General features: G+C 33.9%; 15 protein-coding genes and 1 riboswitch. Of the genes, 12 read left to right on the top strand and 3 right to left on the bottom strand.

Going from position 1 to position 19,525, the window contains the following annotated elements:
• The first annotated feature begins 2 nt into the window (after positions 1–2).
• From QE431_RS16295 to QE431_RS16250, 10 genes are all read left to right on the top strand, one after another.
• The gene (locus QE431_RS16295) at positions 3–1,658 is read left to right on the top strand and encodes a peptidase domain-containing ABC transporter (RefSeq protein WP_057116744.1); all 1,656 of its coding nucleotides are present in this window, start codon (positions 3–5) and stop codon (positions 1,656–1,658) included.
• Between the two features lie 2 nt (positions 1,659–1,660).
• Positions 1,661–3,013: an HlyD family secretion protein gene (locus QE431_RS16290; RefSeq protein ID WP_134139895.1), complete on the top strand. Its 1,353-nt coding sequence runs from the start codon at positions 1,661–1,663 to the stop codon at positions 3,011–3,013.
• A gap of 1 nt (position 3,014) precedes the next feature.
• Positions 3,015–4,412, top strand: a complete 1,398-nt coding sequence (locus tag QE431_RS16285; RefSeq protein WP_307297757.1) for a TolC family protein — start codon at positions 3,015–3,017, stop codon at positions 4,410–4,412.
• A gap of 161 nt (positions 4,413–4,573) precedes the next feature.
• The gene (gene nagA / locus QE431_RS16280) at positions 4,574–5,692 is read left to right on the top strand and encodes an N-acetylglucosamine-6-phosphate deacetylase (protein ID WP_307297754.1); all 1,119 of its coding nucleotides are present in this window, start codon (positions 4,574–4,576) and stop codon (positions 5,690–5,692) included.
• Between the two features lie 167 nt (positions 5,693–5,859).
• Positions 5,860–7,074, top strand: a complete 1,215-nt coding sequence (locus QE431_RS16275) for a hypothetical protein (RefSeq protein WP_281866318.1) — start codon at positions 5,860–5,862, stop codon at positions 7,072–7,074.
• A gap of 14 nt (positions 7,075–7,088) precedes the next feature.
• A complete protein-coding gene (locus tag QE431_RS16270; RefSeq protein ID WP_307297752.1) occupies positions 7,089–8,093 on the top strand; it encodes a PQQ-binding-like beta-propeller repeat protein in 1,005 nt (334 codons plus the stop codon).
• A 360-nt stretch (positions 8,094–8,453) separates the two neighbouring features.
• Positions 8,454–9,485 carry a methionine ABC transporter ATP-binding protein MetN gene (metN, locus tag QE431_RS16265; RefSeq protein WP_307297750.1) on the top strand — a complete coding sequence of 344 codons (1,032 nt, stop codon included), beginning with the start codon at positions 8,454–8,456 and terminating at the stop codon, positions 9,483–9,485.
• The gene (locus QE431_RS16260) at positions 9,478–10,131 is read left to right on the top strand and encodes a methionine ABC transporter permease MetI (RefSeq protein WP_057116737.1); all 654 of its coding nucleotides are present in this window, start codon (positions 9,478–9,480) and stop codon (positions 10,129–10,131) included. The genes metN and QE431_RS16260 overlap by 8 nt, the downstream gene beginning before the upstream one ends.
• A gap of 46 nt (positions 10,132–10,177) precedes the next feature.
• The gene (gene metQ / locus QE431_RS16255; protein ID WP_307297748.1) at positions 10,178–10,990 is read left to right on the top strand and encodes a methionine ABC transporter substrate-binding lipoprotein MetQ; all 813 of its coding nucleotides are present in this window, start codon (positions 10,178–10,180) and stop codon (positions 10,988–10,990) included.
• Between the two features lie 173 nt (positions 10,991–11,163).
• A complete protein-coding gene (locus tag QE431_RS16250; RefSeq protein ID WP_307297747.1) occupies positions 11,164–11,943 on the top strand; it encodes a Ku protein in 780 nt (259 codons plus the stop codon).
• On the opposite strand, the gene ligD is transcribed toward QE431_RS16250, so the two are convergent.
• The 3 genes from ligD to QE431_RS16235 form a co-directional block, all read right to left on the bottom strand.
• Positions 11,940–14,501 carry a DNA ligase D gene (gene ligD / locus QE431_RS16245; protein ID WP_307297745.1) on the bottom strand — a complete coding sequence of 854 codons (2,562 nt, stop codon included), beginning with the start codon at positions 14,499–14,501 and terminating at the stop codon, positions 11,940–11,942. The genes QE431_RS16250 and ligD overlap by 4 nt on opposite strands.
• Positions 14,502–14,509: 8 nt before the next feature.
• Positions 14,510–14,965 (bottom strand): hypothetical protein, encoded by a 456-nt coding sequence (locus tag QE431_RS16240; protein WP_307297743.1) that lies wholly within the window; start codon positions 14,963–14,965, stop codon positions 14,510–14,512.
• 116 nt (positions 14,966–15,081) lie between these two features.
• Positions 15,082–16,578 carry a PLP-dependent aminotransferase family protein gene (locus tag QE431_RS16235; protein ID WP_307297742.1) on the bottom strand — a complete coding sequence of 499 codons (1,497 nt, stop codon included), beginning with the start codon at positions 16,576–16,578 and terminating at the stop codon, positions 15,082–15,084.
• Positions 16,579–16,645: 67 nt separating this feature from the next.
• On the opposite strand from QE431_RS16235, the gene QE431_RS16230 reads away from it, so the two are divergent.
• Both QE431_RS16230 and QE431_RS16225 read left to right on the top strand, forming a co-directional pair.
• Positions 16,646–18,508, top strand: a complete 1,863-nt coding sequence (locus QE431_RS16230; RefSeq protein WP_307297740.1) for a TonB-dependent siderophore receptor — start codon at positions 16,646–16,648, stop codon at positions 18,506–18,508.
• Positions 18,509–18,653: 145 nt separating this feature from the next.
• On the top strand, positions 18,654–19,004 hold the full coding sequence (locus tag QE431_RS16225) for a hypothetical protein (RefSeq protein WP_307297739.1): 351 nt from the start codon (positions 18,654–18,656) through the stop codon (positions 19,002–19,004).
• A 266-nt stretch (positions 19,005–19,270) separates the two neighbouring features.
• A riboswitch (SAM riboswitch) is annotated at positions 19,271–19,370 on the top strand.
• The last annotated feature ends 155 nt before the right edge of the window (positions 19,371–19,525 follow it).

Raw genomic sequence — 19,525 nt, 5'->3', positions numbered from 1 at the left:
TCATGACACCATTAAAACGTTTTTATACCTTATTGCAGCTCGATAAGCGCGATGTATATCAAATTATCTTCTATGCTGCTTTTGGAGGGTTAGTAAACCTTTCACTGCCTTTGGGAATCCAGGCTATTATTAATTTTATTCAAAGCGGACAACTCAGCGTTTCTTGGATTGTTCTCGTAGTTTTAGTTACAATTGGAGTTGGTTTTGGCGGTGTTTTAACAATCTTACAGCTTCGTATAGTCGAAAACCTGCAACAGCGAATTTTCGTTCGTTCTTCATTTGAATTTGCATACAGAATGCCTTTAATTAAATTTAAAGAAATGTATTCTGAATATGCGCCCGAAAAAGCCAATCGTTTTTTTGATACCTTAACGGTGCAGAAAGGAACGGCAAAATTACTGCTTGATTTCTGTACAGCATTTCTTCAAGTGGGTCTGGGTATTATTTTACTGGTTCTTTACCATTCTTTCTTTATGGTTATCGGACTTCTTTTCATTGTTATTTTATATGTCATTTTTAAATTTTCTTACAAAGATGGTCTAGAAACCAGTTTGAACGAGTCGAAGTTTAAATATAAAGTAGCAGCATGGCTTCAGGAAATTGCCCGCAATCGAGAAAGTTTCCGCAGAAAAGGTGCTTTTGAATACGCTTTAGACAGAAATGACGGCTATGTGAGTCAATATGTTAACTACCGTGAAAAACACTTTCAGGTAATGAAAAAACAATATATACAGCTGACTATTTTTAAAGTAATTGTTACCGCTGCCTTATTGTCGATCGGTGGTTTTCTGGTAATTCACCACCAAATGAACATAGGGCAGTTCGTAGCAGCTGAAATTGTAATTGTATTATTGATTAACTCAGTTGAGAAAATTATTTTCGGATTAGAATCTTTCTATGATGTTTTGACTTCCCTTGAAAAAATTGGACAGATTACGGATATGGAAATTTCATGCATTCCGCAGACTTCTGATAAAACAGAAAAAGGAATTAATATAGAAACCGAAAGTATCAGTTATAATTATCCAGAACATACCAAAAAATCGCTTAAGAATATTAATTTAAAAATCTCTCAGGGCGAAAAAATTATTCTAACCGGAACAAACGGAGCTGGAAAAAGTACTTTGTTAAGACTTCTTTCCGGAGTTTTGGAGCCAGAAAGCGGTGCCATGTATGTTACCGATAATTATATGAACCGTCTTAACGAAGACACTTACAGAGCTCAGGCAGGAACTTTTTTGCAGGGTGATACACTTTTTGCAGGTACAATACGCGAGAATATTGTTTTCGGAAACGAAACATTAAACAGTGATGATTTAAAATGGGCTTTAGATAATGTTGGTTTGACACCGTATATTAAAACTTTTGAGAACGGACTCGAGAATCAAATTCATCCAGGCGGGCGCGAACTTTCTGCTTCAGATGTTCAAAAGATTCTTTTGGCCAGAAGTATTGTCGGGAAACCGAATATTTTATTCTTAGAAGATCCGGTTGATAAAATGGACGAATTAACTTCGAACAAAATTGTTGATTTTTTACTTTCTGATGAAAACGACTGGACTGTAATTGTAACTTCTAAAAGTGACATTTGGAAAAGCAAGTGCAGCCGTATGATCACGATTGATGACGGAAAAATTATTAACGACATAAAGCTTTAATCATGCTCAATATATCTAAAGATAATAACGTACTTATAACGCCGGGCAAATACAAATCGATTACAAGCGTTGCCCGCAGGCCACATTATAAAATTTTAAATAAAGTCATAATCGGATTCTTGATTTTTCTTATCTGCTGTCTTTTTCTGCCTTGGACACAGAATATATCTGGAAGCGGTTCTGTAACGACTTTAAAACCAGATCAAAGACCGCAGACTGTGCATAATGCTATTGCTGGACGTATTGAAAAATGGTTTGTAAAAGAAGGAGATTATGTAAAAAAAGGAGATACTATTCTTTTTATTTCAGAGATTAAAGAAGATTACCTAGATCCAAATTTGGTTGCAAATACCAAAGAACAAGTTGATGCCAAAAAAATGGCAGCAGAATCGTATAGTGATAAAGTAGGTTCTCTTGATGTTCAGGCACAGTCGCTTACAACAGAAAGACAATTGAAATTGCAGCAGGCGCAGAATAAAATTCGTCAGGCACAACTGAAAATAAAAAGTGACAGTATGGATCTTGTTGCGGTAAGAACACAATTGCGAATTGCAAAAACACAATTTGATCGTTCTACAGCATTAAACAAAGAAGGTTTAAAACCAATGACAGATGTTGAGCAGAAAAGATTAAAACTGCAAGAGTCTGAAGCTTATATTATTACACAGGAAAATAAACTTTTAAGCAGCAGAAACGAACTGATAAACGCCAAAGTTGAAATCAATAGAATTACGGCTGAATATGCTGAAAAAATATCAAAATCAAGAAGTGATAAATTTACAGCATTAAGTACACAGTACGATACAGAAGCTCAGGTAAATAAGCTGGAAAATCAATACACCAATTATAAATTGAGAAATGGTTTATATTACATTACAGCGCCTCAGAGCGGTTATGTCAATCGTGCTTTGCTGGCTGGTCTTGGAGAAACTATTAAAGAAGGAACTCCAGTTGTAAGCATTATGCCGTCTAAATATGATATTGCTGTAGAAACTTACGTAGATCCTATTGATTTACCGCTTGTTCACCGCGGTGCAAAAGTTCGTGTCTGGTTTGACGGATGGCCTAGAATCGTATTTTCTGGATGGCCAGGATTATCATACGGAACTTATGGAGGTAAAGTCGTTGCGATAGAAAACTTTATTAGTCCGAATGGGAAATATAGAATTTTGGTATCGCCAGATGGAGAAGATCGTCACTGGCCAAAAGAATTAAGTATTGGTGCCGGAGCACAAAGTATTGCTTTGCTCGAAACGGTTTCTGTAGGGTATGAAATTTGGCGAAACTTGAATGGTTTCCCGCCAAACTATTATAATTCTGGTGATAAAGAAGAAAAAGGAAAGGAGAAAAAATAAAATGAGAAATCTTGTAAAATTGCTTTCTTTCTTATTTCTGCTGAGTTTTTCTTCGCTTCAAAGTCAAAGCTTTAATGAAGAAGAATTGAGTTTCAGCGAGTTTTTGGGATATGTCAAAAAATACCATCCGCTCGTCAAACAAGCCAATCTTGAAGTAACCAATGCACAGGCGAGATTAATGGCGGCGCGTGGGGGCTTTGATCCAAAAATTGAAGTAGATTACAATAAGAAAGAATTTAAAGGAACCGAATATTATTCCATATTAAACAGCAGTTTCAAAATTCCGACTTGGTACGGAATTGAAGTAAAAGCTGGTTTTGATGATACAGACGGACAATATTACAATCCGCAGAATCGTACACCTGAAGCGGGTTTAACATCGCTCGGAATCAGCGTGGCTTTAGGGCAGGGAATGTTTATTAATCAGCGAATGGCTGATGTGAGAGAAGGAAAACTTCAGGTAAAATTAAGTGATGCCGAACGAAAGCTGAAAGCTATCGCAGTTTTGTACAAAGCGAGTGAAGCTTATTTCGATTGGAGAAGAAGTTACAATGAAGCCGAATTGTATAAAAATTACTTAGGCTTTGCAAGTACGCGTTTTTCTGGTGTTAAAAAATTAATTGAATCTGGAGACTCTCCTGCAATTGACAGCGTTGAAGCTCGAATTACTGTGCGAAACAGAGAATTAAATGTAGAAAATGCAAATCTGAAACTGGCAAAAGCAAAACTTAATCTGGCTAATTATTTGTGGATTGAAAATGTTCCAGTTGAATTAGGAGATTTTGTAAAACCAGAGCAGAATTTAGGTCAGACGATTGAAGAAACTTTAAGAACAGATGCCATGATGGTTGATGTTGAATCACTGGATTCGCATCCGAAAATACAATCTTTAGAAACTAAAATGTCTATTTTGGAAGTGAACAGGCGGTTAAAGGCAAATTCACTGCTTCCTAAAGTAAATGTTGGTTACAATTATATTTCAGAACCTCAATACTGGAATACTTTTAATGCCGATGATTATAAATTTAATATCGATTTTAGTTTTCCTATTTTCTTAAGAAAAGAAAGAGGGAATTTAAAAATGGCTAAAATTAAAATTCAGGATCTGCAGTTCGACATTGGGCAGCAGCGATTGGAACTTAAAAATAAAATAAAAGCACAGCAGACAGAAATCGCTTCTTTACGAAGACAGAAAACCGTAATTGATAATCTTGTTAACGATTATATGACAATGCTGAATTCAGAAGAGAAACTGTTTTCATTTGGAGAAAGTTCCATTTTCTTAATTAATTCTAGAGAAAATAATCTAGTAAGTGCCAAATTATCTCAAATTAGTCTAGAAAATCAGTTTTATCTTTCTAATGCAGAGTTGTACAAAATACTGGCAAATCCAGATTAAAACAAATCAAATATGCAGTTTGCAATGACTGTAGTATATTAATTTTCAGAATTTAAATTCAAAAAAGCTTCAGATTTTTTCTGAAGCTTTTTTATTTAGAGAAATAATACGACCTTTCTCTTTTCATTTCTGAGTTAAAAATTAAAAGAAATAAATTAAACATGAAACAAGCAATTGTAAACGCTGTTGTGCATACCGGTGAAGAAATAATCGAAAATGGTGTCGTTATTATAGAAAACGGAATTATTATTTCGGTGCAAAATGAAATTCCAAGTGATATTGAAAAAATTGATTTAGGAGGCAATCATCTTGCAGCTGGTTTTATAGATATTCAAATCAATGGCGGCGAAAAGTATTATTTCAGCCAGACTCCCAACGAAGAAACCATTCAGGATATTTACGATTCGAGTTTGAAATACGGCACAACACATGTTTTACCTTGTTTGATTTCTTCTTCAAACGAAACAATCTTAAAAGGAATTGAAGCAGTTCGCGATTACATAAAAAAGCATAATAATGGTGTTTTCGGAATGCATTTAGAAGGACCATTTTTAAATCCCTTAAGACGTGGCGCCCACAGTATCGATCAGGTGCGAAAACCAACAAATGAAGAACTTAGGGAAATTATCGAAAAAGGAAAAGATGTAATAAAAGTAATTACAATTGCTCCAGAATGTTTTACAGAAGAACAATTAAATATGCTGATTGAAAGCGGAATTACCATTTCAATCGGGCATTCGACCATAACCCATAAAGAAGCGCAACCTTATTTTGCTAAAGGAATAAATCTGGTAACGCACTTATTTAATGCCATGACACAGTTTGGACATCGTGAACCAGGATTGGTTGGGGCAGTTTTTGAAAATGAAGAAGTTTATGCTCCAGTTATTCTGGACGGCGTACATTGTGATTATGCAGCGGCCAAAGTGGCTTACAAACTTAAAAAAGACAAATTCTTTCTAATCAGCGACGCAACGTTTTTAGGCCGAAAAGTATCCAATTTTAAATGGGACAATTTTGATGCTCATTTAGAAAATGGTTTTTACAGAAATGAAGACGGTAATTTGGCCGGTGCGGCAATATCAATGGCAGAAGCAGTACAAAACGCCTATAATCATCTTGAAGTTTCTGCAGATGAAGCAGTAAAAATGGCGGCTTCAAGAGTTGCAGCAGCAATTGGTCTGCAAGATAAAATCGGAAAAATTAAAGCTGGATTTCCTGCATCTTTTGTAAAATTCAATGCTGATTTATCTACAATCGAAACTTTAGATTTAACGTAAAATACATTTTTTTAAATCTTAAAATATAACTTTTAAGTACTGTAGTGACTGGATAATTTTACTTTTAGTACAATTTAATTTCATACTTTTCTTTCAATCTGTTTGTTTTTAAAAAGCATATTGATAGTTTTGTGTGCATATTTAACCCCCAAACCTACTTACTTAAAATGAGAAAAAAAACTCACTACATTGTACTTGCGTTACTTTCAAGTATAATTTTTGGCTGCAGTGACGATGGAGATTCGTACAAACCAAATTACCTTCCGAGCATTGATGCTACAGCTTTACCCGCAGAAAATCATCCGATGACCATGTTTGCTGATGACGAAGATCCAGCAAGAATGTACGATAAAACAGATCGATGGTTTAGAGTAAATGAGCCGCTGCAGGTGATTCAAAAAGGAAAAGATTCTGTACAGATTTCGCTTTATTCGCCTGTTGGACTTAACGATGTGAAAATTTATGCAAAACTGCCGAATTACGATAAGCGATTTTTGATTTACAGCTTTTCAAAAATTCCTGCTTTTCACCGCTCGTTTCATAAAATACCTTTAACAGATCAGAAAAATGATTATTTGTTAGAAACAGGAAATACGGTAACAATTGACAAAATCGAAGGATTCTCTTCTGGTGCAATTGAATTCTCTGTTGAATCTGAGGATCCATTATTTCAAAAAATCAAAAAGATCAAATCCAATCATTTAGTGCAGTTTAATGATTCGTATCATATTAACGATTTAGGTAAATACCTTCCAATGAATCCGGCTTTGGCAAAAGAAGCAATAACAATGATTATCAATTATTCTTACGCCTTAAGCCATCCGTTATATTACAGCACTTTTACCAATTTTGATAAATACAAGCAAGAGCAGGCTACTTTGGCGGGAACTGCTGTAAATGGGGCATTGAATTGGCACGGAAATGCTGAAGATGTAGACGGAGTTTACGATTATATTTCAAAAGAAGAAATTGAAAAAATATATTGGAATTATCTAGATAAAAGGACGCTTTGGATGGCAATGGTTGGAGGTGATTCTGCCTGGGGTGGAGGAAATCTGGCATCACAGTGGGAATCTGGATACGTTACCGGACATTGGTTAGGAGAAATGTCAGTTTGGTCGCATGAGTATTCGCATCATATTGGTTTCAGCCACAGCAGTAATTTGGCCAATAGCGGAGAAGGCGGCGGACAGCAGGAAATGCTGACTCATTTTTATAAATATTTGATTTATTTAAATGACCTTCCTTTTACAGATCCAGAGGTTTTACAAACTTATACAAAGACAAAATACCTTAACGGAACGTACAAAAAACCAGTATTTACCATTAATCCAAAGAATCCATTTTTGCTGAAATATAAAGGCGAAGGAAAATGGAATTAAAATATAAAATAGATATGAAACATATTTTGACCTTAATTCTTGTACTTTGCTTTTTTACCAATTGCAGCAAAGACGATATTGAATCTAAAAATTACGATTACTATTATCCAACAGAACAAGCGACTCTAACCGCAGAAAATATTCCTGGAAGCACAGAAGCATTTGATCCTAAAGGAATAGCCGTTTCAAAAGATAAATTATACGTTGTTAATGGAAACGTTTTGGAGGTTTTTGATGCTGTTACTTTTACTCATATCAAATCCATTAAAGAATATGTAAAAGGAACAACTACAATTCCGTTAACGAGTTTGACTTCTGTTGCGGTTGACAATGGCCGTATTTATGTTGGAAGTACAGAATCGAGATTATTTGTTTTTGATGAGACCACAAATGCGGGAATCAGTACTGTTGGAAACGGACAATGGTGGAAGACTTTTGTACACGTTTTTGGCGTAGTTGTAAAAGATGGATTGGTATTCGTAAAAGAAAAAGAAAAGTCTATTAAAGTATTTGAAACCTCTCAGATTACAGAAACAAGCGATTGGGATTTACAGCCTCTTGCAAAATTAAACACATTAAATGGTTATACAGAGGTATATTCAATGGATGTGTATGGCGGTAATCTTGTGGTAGCAGGAAGAGATGCAAAAAGCTATTTGTACTATAACATTGCCAATATTAAAGCAAATGCGGCAACATCTTTAACAACTCCAATCGAGCCTCAGAAAACACAATTTATAGATATAAAACCAATTGCTGTGTCTTTCAGCAAAGATTGGGCAGTAACTTCAGAAAATGTTGGAAGTGCTTCTTATTTAAGATTATACCCAAAAGAAGATTTTATCAAACAAAATTATAAAGCAGTTGTAAACGCTTCAGATATTTTGGGACAGAATTCATTTGGAACTATTGTTGGAACGGCACAGCTTAATGATTTTATTTTTTTATCGGACAATACCAATAAGAAAATCAGAATTATAAAATTGAATAAATCTACTATTGCAGAACAGAATAATTAGGATTTAAATTCCAAAATAAAAACTCTAAATCAAAAATTTCAAATTCTAAATTCCAAATTCCAATTCACTCTGGAATTTGGAATTTGGAATTTTTTATTTTGAAAAAGTCTACTATATTGATAGGCTAATAAAAGTTTTGATAATTTTTACAGTAAAATTGAAAATAACTATTTAAATTTGCAGCAGCAATGAAAAATAGTAACCAGAATATGAAGAATTATTATAGCTGCAGTATGATGTGCTGTGATGCTGTTATGAATCTTATTGATCTGGCTTATATATAAATGATATTATTTGTTTCGAAAAAGCCTTTCATAACTATTTGAAAGGCTTTTTTTGATTTTAAAACGTAATTAGAGAATGATTGAATTAAAAAATGTAACCAAAACATTTCATCAGAAAGACAGAATAGTAGCTGCTTTGTCTGATGTCTCGCTTAGAGTTCCTCCAGGGAAGATTTTTGGTGTAATTGGAACTTCTGGTGCTGGAAAAAGTACTTTAATTCGCTGTGTGAATTTATTAGAAAGACCAACTTCTGGAGAAATTATAGTAGACGGCAAAGCGCTTATGCAGTTATCAAATTCGGAATTGGCGATTGAAAGAAGACAAATCGGAATGATTTTTCAGCATTTTAATCTGCTTTCGTCACGAACTGTTTTTGAAAATGTTGCTTTTCCGCTGGAATTAGCTGGAACTTCAAAAACGGAAATTAAAATGCGTGTTTTAGAACTGCTTCAATTAGTTGGTTTAGCAGAAAAAGCAAATGATTATCCTGCAAGTCTTTCGGGAGGACAAAAACAAAGAGTTGCAATTGCAAGAACTTTAGCCAATAATCCAAAAGTGCTTTTGTGTGATGAAGCTACAAGCGCGCTCGATCCTGCAACTACAAGATCTATTTTAAATTTATTGAAAGACATTAACAAACGTCTAAATATTACTGTTTTATTGATAACGCACCAAATGGAAGTTGTAAAATCTATTTGTGATGAAGTTGCGGTAATCAGTCACGGGAAACTAATAGAGCAGGGAAGTGTTGGAGAAATCTTTGCCGATCCGAAACATGAATTGACTAGAGAGTTTATTTCATCTTCTTTACATATTGATATCCCATCCGTTTATCAGGAAAAATTAAAACAAGAAGATGACGGAACTTTGAATCCGTTGTTGAAATTAGAAATGACTGGAAAATCGGTAAACGAACCTGTTATTTCTGAAGTTTCAAGACTTTTTGATACTGATTTTAAAATTGTCAGTGCACAAATGGATCAGGCAGGCGATGTAAATTTTGGTGTAATGCTGATTGAATTATCAGGAAAGCGTGAAAATTATAGTGCCGCGATTCAATATTTTAATTCAAAACATATTAAAACAGAAATTATAGGTTATGTCTGATTCCATTATAGAATTATTGTTAAAAGGAACATGGGAAACCATTGTTATGACTTTTGTATCGGGATTTTTCGGTTTTTTACTGGGGCTTCCAACAGGAATTTTACTTTTTCTTACTCGTAAAAATCAAATTTTAGAACAGCCTGCTTTAAACAGGACATTATCTGTTTTAGTAAATATTTTTCGTTCGATTCCATTCATTATTTTAATCGTTTGGATGATTCCGTTTACACGCGCCCTTGTAGGAACTTCAATTGGTGTTAGTGCGGCATTAGTACCGTTAAGTATAGGAGCGGCTCCATTTATCGCCAGATTAGTCGAAAACAGTTTGTTAAGTCTTCCTTCAGGATTAATTGAAGCGGCAAGAGCTTTAGGAGCAACTCCTCTTCAAATAGTTTACAAAGTATTACTTCCAGAGGCTTTACCTTCATTAATAAACGCTGCATCGATTACGTTAATCACGCTTGTAGGTTATTCTGCAATGGGCGGCGCTGTTGGTGCGGGCGGACTTGGACAAGTGGGCTATCAGTACGGATATATTGGTTATGATGCTGTTACAATGAATTCGGTTTTGGCATTACTGGTAATATTAGTATTCCTGATTCAGTTTGCAGGAGACAGATTATCAAAACGATTTGATCACAGATAATTATCAATTAAAAAATTAGAATTAAAAATTTAAAAATAGAATTGTCATGAAAATAAATTTCTTGAAAACAGCCGGAATTTTAGCTTTAGCTCTTGTTGTAGCAAATTGCGGAAAAAGCAAAAACAATGATCCGCATTTTATAAAAGTTGGTGTGGCTTCCGGCCCAGAATTAAAAGTAGCCGAAGCAGCTAAAAAAGTAGCAAAAGAAAAATACGGTTTAGAAGTGGAATTGGTTTCTTTTAACGATTATGTTATTCCAAACGAAGCTTTAAGCCAAGGAGATATTGATGCGAATGCTTTTCAGCACAAACCATATTTAGACGAACAATCTAAACAACGCGGTTACAAATTGGCAATTATCGGAAAAACATTTGTTTACCCAATTGCAGCTTATTCTAAAAAAATAAAAAGTCTTTCAGAATTGAAAAACGAAAGCACAATCATTATTCCGAATGATCCAACAAACGGCGGACGTTCTTTATTGCTTTTGCAGAAAAACGGTCTTTTGAAATTAAAAGACGGCGTTGGTTTACTTCCTAAAGTTACAGACATCGTTAGTAATCCTAAAAACTTGAAAATTTTAGAATTAGAAGCACCGCAATTGCCTCGTGCTTTAGACGACGAAAATGTTTCTATCGCTATCATCAACAATACTTTTGCTTCTGCAGCAGGATTGGTTCCTTCTCGCGATGCTTTATTTGTTGAAGATAAAGAATCACCTTATGTAAATTTAGTGGTAAGCCGTGAAGACAATAAAAACGAAGAAAAAGTAAAACAGTTTTTACAAGCGTTTCAATCTGCTGAAGTAGAAAAAGCTGCCGAGCAGGAATTTAAAGGTGGAGCTGTTAAAGGCTGGTAATTAATTGTTAATTATGAATTATTAATTATGAATTATTAATTATGAATTATGATTTCGCCCATAACTCATAATTTATAGCATAACTCATAACTTTATAAAATAACGGGTTGATTTTGTAACGTTTATAGATTATTCCTTATTTAATTTAGGGAGATATTTCTAAAACAATAATCATGAGATCAATTTGGACAGGTTCGGTAAGTTTTGGTTTAATTAATATTCCAATTAAAATGTTTTCGGCGGTTGAGGAAAGCAGTCTTGATATGGATATGCTGGATAAAAAAGACCATGCAAATATCAAGTTTAAGCGTGTGAATGAAAGTACGGGCAAAGAAGTCGATTTTGCTGATATTGTCAAAGGATATAAAATTGACGATAAATATGTCATTTTAGACGATTCAGATTTTGAAGCCGCAGATGCCATCAAAACGAAAACTATTGACATTGAAAGCTTTGTTCTTGAGAAAGAAATTCAAAGTATTTATTACGAACAGCCATATTATCTTGAACCAGACAAAGGTGCAATGAATGCTTACGGACTACTTCGCGACGCGCTTCAGGCTTCAGGAAAAGTCGGGGTAACACGTTTTGTTTTAAGAAATAAAGAAAGCCTTGCGATTTTAAAACCTTATAAAGATGTAATTGTTTTAAATCGAATTCGGTTTGAACAAGAAATTAGAAGTACAAGTGAATTAAAATTACCGCCAATGTCGAAAAAATCTACAAAAGAAATGGATATGGCCGAAAAACTTATTGATCAGCTTACTGAGAAATTTGATATTACAGGATTTAAAGACGAATATACTGCCAAACTTTTGGACATTATTAAAAAGAAAGCCAAAGGAAAACCACAAAAAGCTTCTCCAAAACTTAAAGTCGTGCACAAACAAAGTGACGACTTAATGGAAATGCTGAAAGCAAGTCTGGAAACTAAAAAGAAAAAATCATCTTAGCTGTTTTGTTTTTCTTCCAGCTTTAAAATAATCTTTTTAATATTGGCTCCTTTTGATAAAATAGGTTTCCACAAATCACCTTTTTTCTCAAAACGGCCCAATACATTTTTGATGGTAAACTGTGAAGGATGCAGTTTTTCTGTGACTTCACTCCATTCTAAAGGTGTAGAAACTGTAGCGCCAGGTTTTGGACGAACAGAATACGGCGCAGCCAAAGTTTGCCCGCGGCGGTTTTGCAGAAAATCTATATATAATTTGTTTTTTCTTTTCTTGATGCTTCTTTCAATAGAAGTAATTTTAGGAAGTCTTGCATGAACTTCTTTCGCAATTAATTCGGCTAAAATTTTAATTGAATCATAATCGTACTGCGCTCCAAGCGGAATATAAATATGAAGTCCAGTAGCGCCAGAAGTTTTGCAAAGACATTCCGTTTCCAATTCATCCATCACTTCTTTTACCACTAATGCTGTTTGTACCACTAATGGGAAATCATTTTCTGTGGCAGGATCTAAATCGATTACCAGCCAGTCTGGATTTTGAATATGTTTTATAGTCGAGTTCCACGGATTCATTTCTATACAGCCAAGATTTGCCATATACAAAAGCGTTTCTTTATCGTTACAAATCAAATAATTCACATCGGCATCATTTGATTCAGAGAATATTTTTTTGGTTTTCAGCCATTTTGGCGTTTTGTCCAAATCAATATCTTTTTGATAAAAACTAGGAGAATCAATTCCGTTTGGAAAACGATTCATAGATTCTGGTCGGTCTTTTAAATACGGCAGCATAAGTGGTGCCACTTCATTATAATATTGAACGACATCGCCTTTTGTGATTCCGTCTTTAGGAAAATAGATTTTATTTTGGTTGGTTAAATGCAAAGTCGTTTTACCAATTTTCAAATCATAATCATTTTCAGTTTTATGTTCTTTTAAATCTTCCATTGCAGTTGTATTATCATTGGTTATTTTATTCTCTTTGATATTGCCAATGAAATTTACTTCGCTGGCTTTTTTGTCTATTCTCAATCCTAAATAAACCGGATGTCTTAAATTTTTGTCTTGCGTCCATTCAGAATATTTTACCTGACAAACCACTTTGGGCTTAACCCATTGAATTTTGTCGCGTAAAGGTACTTTTTCCTTAAGTGGTGACTTATCAATAAAAAGAGGCTGTAATTTGGTATAAAGTTCTTTTAAAACCGATTCAGTAAAACCGGTGCCGCATTTTCCAATATATTGCAGTTCTTTTCCGTTGTACTGCCCCAGCAAAATTGCACCAAAATATTTTCTGGAATTTTTAGGTTCTGTAACTCCAATAATGATAGCTTCTTCTTCGTTAGAAATTTTAATTTTCAGCCAATTATTACTTCTGTTTCCTGCGGAATATGAGCTGTCTGCCTTTTTAGCAATAATGCCTTCGCTGTTACTTTTTCTGGCATTTTCAAATTGTTTTATTCCATCGCCGATTGTATGTTCAGAATAAAAAATATTCGAAAAATCATATTTATTAAATAAGATTTTAAGCAGTTCTTTTCGGTCAAGAAGAGATAAGTCGGTTATTGAATTTCCGTCTAAATTCAATAAATCAAAAACATAATATTTTAAATTGCCAATGCCGGTTTTAAGATAATTTTGAAGCATTTGAAAGTCTGCACGTCCAGCATCATTTTCAACTACAACTTCGCCATCGAGAATAACAGTATGATCTATTTTTTTTAATTCTTCTGCAATTGGTTTAAAATTAGTATCAAACGAAATTTTATTTCTACTAAATAATTCTACACTTGGCGGATTGACTACAGCAATTGTACGATAACCGTCATATTTGTTTTCGAAAATCCACTCTTCATCGTCAAAAGGTTTTTCAGTTATATTGGCAAGCATAGGTTTTAAGAATCCTGCTTCGGCAGTTTTTGCTTTAGGCTTTTTTTTTACGGCACTTTTAGTTTTACTTTTTTCTTCCGATTTAGAAATTAACTTTTCAGATCTCTTTTCTAATTCATCCAAAGTTCTTTTAGAAATCACGGATTTATCATTTTCTAAAATATCAGAATCAGAAGCGTATTTGTCGTGTTTTTTAATCAACAGCCAGGCATTTTCCTGCTTTCCATGAAGTTTTACCAGAGAAAATTCGCCTTTAAGTTTTTTTCCTTTTAGGATAAAACTCAAACGCCCTTTTTTAAGATCGGCCAGTAATTGTTTTTCATCAGATGCTGTTTTTTCATCAGAAGTATAAGTTCCATTATCCCATACAATCACATTTCCTGCCCCATAATTTCCTTCCGGAATAGTGCCTTCAAAATCTTTATAACTATAAGGATGATCTTCAACCATCATAGCAAGACGTTTTACTTCAGGATCCATTGACGGTCCTTTTGGAACTGCCCAGCTTTTTAAAACACCATTCATTTCTAACCTAAAATCATAATGCAAATGTGATGCGGCGTGTTTCTGCACCACAAAAATTAACTTGTCAGCCGATTTTTCGATTTCTCCTTTGGGCTCACGTGTTTGTTTAAAATCCCTTTTTTGGTTGTATTTAGAAAGTGACATAAGTTTTCTTAGATTATCAGGGTTAACATAATAGCATAAAGTGCAGTCGCAACAATAGCAAAAATTATATGGGCAAAGAACAGCTGAATATAATAACCTCTAAAATCAATTGGGGGTTGATGATGGGTCATTTTAAAAATGATTATCCAGCTGATTATGCCAATTATACCGCTGATAGCGCCTAAGATAAGAGCAGTTAACGGTGTAATTGGTGCAATATTCTTTACCCAAATGGTGTGATATCCAACTACAAACAAAAAACCAATTGCATAATGCAATATCCATCCCCAATTTATTTTTGCTTGTGTTGAAAGTTCAATTTTCATTTTGTCAATAGCGTAACTCAAGAGTACCGGCTCTTTATACAATTCCCTGAAATTTTTAGACATTGCATAACTAAACCATGTCATGGCAGATGTTGCCGCAATAGATACTAATAATAGTTGTAAAATAGTATAAAGCATGATATAGGTGATTTAGAGACTAATTGATACCAAAGTTAGTTTCCAAATACCTTTTCTGCTTATAGGATTAGAATTACAAATTACATAATTGTCAGTATATGAGATACTTGTTCAAATTAGTTGTTGGAAGAAACTGTAGCTTCCAGACTTGTGCTTAATATTGTTACGGCTTTTTCCATTTCTTCTGGCTCCAAATTTCCAAATCCTAAACGGGTTGCAGTAAGATCTTTGGTTTGGTACAAAATGGTTTTCGGAAGGAATAATCCGTTTGTAGAGCATTCTTTCTGAAATTTTATGAGGTTAAAATCAGGAAGCCATTCTACCCAAATGGCTAAACCTCTCGGCGGCACTTTAAATTTAATTTTGCCTTTTAGTTTTTCGTTAAGTAATGAAACAAAATAGTCTCTGCGCTCTTTGTAGATTTTTTTATTTTTTTTAGAAAGCCGATGCACTTCGCCTTCAGTAATCCATTCGGTTAAAACCTGTTCTTTAATAACATCAATTCCGGGTTCGAGAATGTTTTGATGTTTTTCAAGTTCCTTAATAAATTCAGAAGGAGCAGCAACAAATCCGTAGCTAAATCCCGAAGGAAGCGATTTTCCAAAAGATCCTATATAAACCACACGCTGGTTAGAATCAAATGCTGCCAACGGTAAAACAGGATTGTTATCATAATGAAAATCAAAGTCATAATCATCTTCGAGAATCACAAATCCATACTGATTCGCCAATTCCAAAACTTCAATTCTCTTTTTAGCACTCAGTAAAATTGTCGTCGGATAATGATAATTGGAAGTAAGATACAAAACTCTGATGGTAGAAGTTTCACAGATTTCTTTTAATCGTTTGGTGTCAATTCCGTCTTCATTTACTGGAATAGAAATAATGTGAGCTCCCGTATTGGTCAAAGTCATATTGGACATGTAATAGCTGGGAGAAGCCACCACAACTTTATCTCCAGGACTTATGAGCACTTTTGTAACCAGATACAAGCTTATTTCGTGACTGCTGGTTGTAAGCAGGTTTGAAGTCGAAATTCTAATTCCCCTCGTAAGATTTAAATAATTGGAAAAATGGGTTTTAAAATTTAAATGCGATCGCAGCTCGATTTGTTCGTATGTTTTAGAAGTTTTTCGTCTCTTTAATTTAGAAACATAAAGTCTTGCCAGAACATCTGTTTGTACCAATCGCAAATCTGGCATTCCGTCATTAAATTGATAAGGCAGATTACTAATTTCTGTTGGATTTTCAAGAATCGTAGAACGCTGAAATGTAAAACCAGTATCTAATTCAGATTGATTTTGGTCTTTTACAACAGTATATTCAATTTGTTTTTTTTGTTTTTGCTGTGATAAAATAAATGTTCCTTTATTCGGAAGCGTTTCAATCCATCCCTGCGATTCCAGATCCTGAAAAGCTTTAATTAATGTATTGCGATTGACTGCCAATACTTTGCAGAGTATTCTTGTGCCGGGAAGTTTTGTTCCTTCGGGAAGAAAACCAGTTTGTATGGCTTTGATAAATTCAAAAACAATCTGAAGATAAAGCGCTGTATTTTCTTCTGGCTTAAGCTGAATAAAGCTTTTAAAAGGAATTTCAACCGGACTATCCATAATTACAAAACTGGTATGCTTGATTAGTACGGCAAGATACTACTTTTGCCAAAAAAACATTAACCAAATGAAAAAAATCTATTTTGCTGTTTTTACAGTAATTTGTACCAATTTTTACGCGCAGACCAAAAAAGATTCCATCAATAATATGGAGGAAGTTATAATTAATGAAAACCGTTTTAGTACCCCAATTTCTAAACAAAATAGAAATGTGTATGTTATAACAAGTGAAACCATTAAGAAACTTCCAGGAAGAACGCTTCAGGAAGTATTACAGTATGCAAACGGAGTTGATATTAGACAAAGAGGTCCGTTTGGAACTCAAGCCGATATTAGTGTAGATGGCGGAAGTTTTGAACAGACGGTTGTTTTGCTAAATGGAGCAAAAGTAATCGATTCGCAAACCGCTCATAATATGCTAAATCTGCCTCTTCCGGTAGAAGCAATCGAAAGAATAGAAGTAGTGCGTGGACCAGCTGCGAGAGTTTTTGGAATTAACAGTTTAACGGGAGCAATTAATATTGTAACTAAAAAACCAACAGATTCTGGATTTTTGGTAAGTACTTATGCGGGTTCTAATTTTGAAAAAGATACTCAAGATACTGGAGACACTTTTTACGGAACAGGTGTGCAGGCAGGAGCCGTTTTAGGTAAAGAAAAACAACAGCATTTAATTTTTGCTTCGCACGATAAAAGTAACGGTTACCGTTATAATACCGCATTTGAAAACAATAAAATTTTCTACCAAGGAAATGTACAGATCAATGATTCTAATGAAATTTTAGGTTCGGCAGGTTACATCAAAAACGGCTTTGGAGCAAACGGATTTTATGCAGCGCCTGGAGATCGAAATTCTACCGAAATAGTGCAGACTACATTTGCCAATATCCAGTCGAAACATGCTATTACAGAAAATTGGAAAATTATGCCGAGAGTAACTTACCGCTATAATTATGATGATTACCGTTACTTAGGAAACTCAAATTTGAATGTTGGAAGAAGTCAGCATTATACTAATTCTATTGCTGGAGAATTGAATTCGACAGTTAAATTGTCTAAAGGCGAAATTGGTTTTGGCGCAGAATTTAGAAATGAAAATATTCATTCTACTAATATTGGCGATCACGACCGTGAGAATGTTGGAATCTATGCCGAATACAGAACAAGTTTTACAGAAAAACTAGACGTAAATTTAGGAACTTATTTAAATTATAATTCTGATTATAAATGGCAGGTTTATCCTGGAATTGATGCTAGTTATGCCATTACAGATGCATTTAAAATCATTGGAAATGTTGGAACAAGCCAGAGAATTCCATCGTTTACAGATTTATATTTAAAGCAGACAGGAAATATTGGTAACGCCGATTTAGATTCAGAGAATGCTTTTCAAAGTGAAATTGGTTTTAAATACAATAAAAGAGCTTTAAGTTTCAATGCCAATTATTTTTACAGAAAAATAAACAATTACATCGATTGGATGCGTAACTTAACCACTCAGCCTTGGCAGAGCCAAAACACCGGTGATTTAAAAACAAACGGAATTAATTTGCGAGGTAATTACAGATTTGATTTTTCTAAAGATTCAAGATTGAATATTCTTTTAGCATATACTTATTTAGATTCTCAATTTGAAAGTTCTCGTACCGAAGTATATTCTAAGTATCTTATTTCTTCGTTGAAACATCAAATAACAAATACGATCGATTATCAATACAGAGATTTTTCAGTATTGTTTGCAACTCGCTTTGACGAAAGAATTACTGGACCTTCTTATTGGGTAAATGATTTTAGAATAAGTCAGACTATTCAAAAATTTACAATCTTTTTAGATGCGCAGAATATATTTAATGCCACTTATTATGAAGTAGGAGCGGTGCCTCTCCCTTCAAGATGGTTTACTTTGGGAGTAAAATTGGTTACTTTTTAGTTTTAAAAGCCTGTAAATCGAAATTTACAGGCTTTTTTATTGCTAATCAAACCAATTGCGGTTATATAAAATTCAATAGAAATATTGTAAAATAAACTGCTTTATAAGTAGTTACTTAGCTTTTGTAAATATTAAAACGTTTATTATGAAAGCATTATTAAAATTAAAAGTCATACTTTTTGTAGTTGTAATTGGATTGCTGTTTTCTTGTAAAAAGAATGACGGCTACAGCGATCAAATAGAAACTTCCAGTGTTCCGCTTGACACAACGGAAACAAAACAAGTTTCTGATACTGCCACTACATCAACTAATATTGTTACTACTCAAACGCCAACATCTGCAAATGGTAATACAGATTCTTTAAGTACAGCCGGCAGAGGAAGCGGGCCCGGAGAAAGTGCACAAGATGGGTCTACCTACACGCCTTCAAAAGGAGTGCAAAAAGACAGTGTTAAACTGCAGACGGAAAGTGCTAAAAAAAGAAAGAATAAATAATTTATTCGGTCAGAAAAGTTAAAAACTCATTTCAAAACGAAATGAGTTTTTTTATGGAGTAAAGAATTTAAAGCTATTGTATTAGGAATTACTGTTCTAAAAATAAAAATTAATTGAAATTTATTTTAGGACTAAATAATTGTTTTCCAGAGTGTTTTAAAGGGTTTTGAGCAACTCTTAAAATAAAATTTTAAAAAATATTACTAAATACTACTAATTTGATAGAATTAGTATGTATATTTGTATCACAGAAAATTTCTGAATGATACTTATCCAGAAAGACCGAGGGAATAGGCCCATTGACGTCTTAGCAACCTGTTACCGAATAAGGTGCTAAATCCTTCCACTGTGGTGGACAGATAAGAAAGATTTCCTCCAAATCTGAATAAGATCATATTTTTAAACTTTTATTTTTTTAAAATGAAAACCGAATCAATCTTATACTCAGGTTACGAACTTTTGAATTTAATTTTCGAAGAAAATAGTCTTGCTTTTTTCCGAATGTGAAGACATTAAATTCT

The organism is Flavobacterium sp. SORGH_AS_0622, assembly GCF_030818825.1.
Lineage (GTDB): Bacteria > Bacteroidota > Bacteroidia > Flavobacteriales > Flavobacteriaceae > Flavobacterium.
This window is presented reverse-complemented; position numbering and strand designations above follow the sequence as displayed.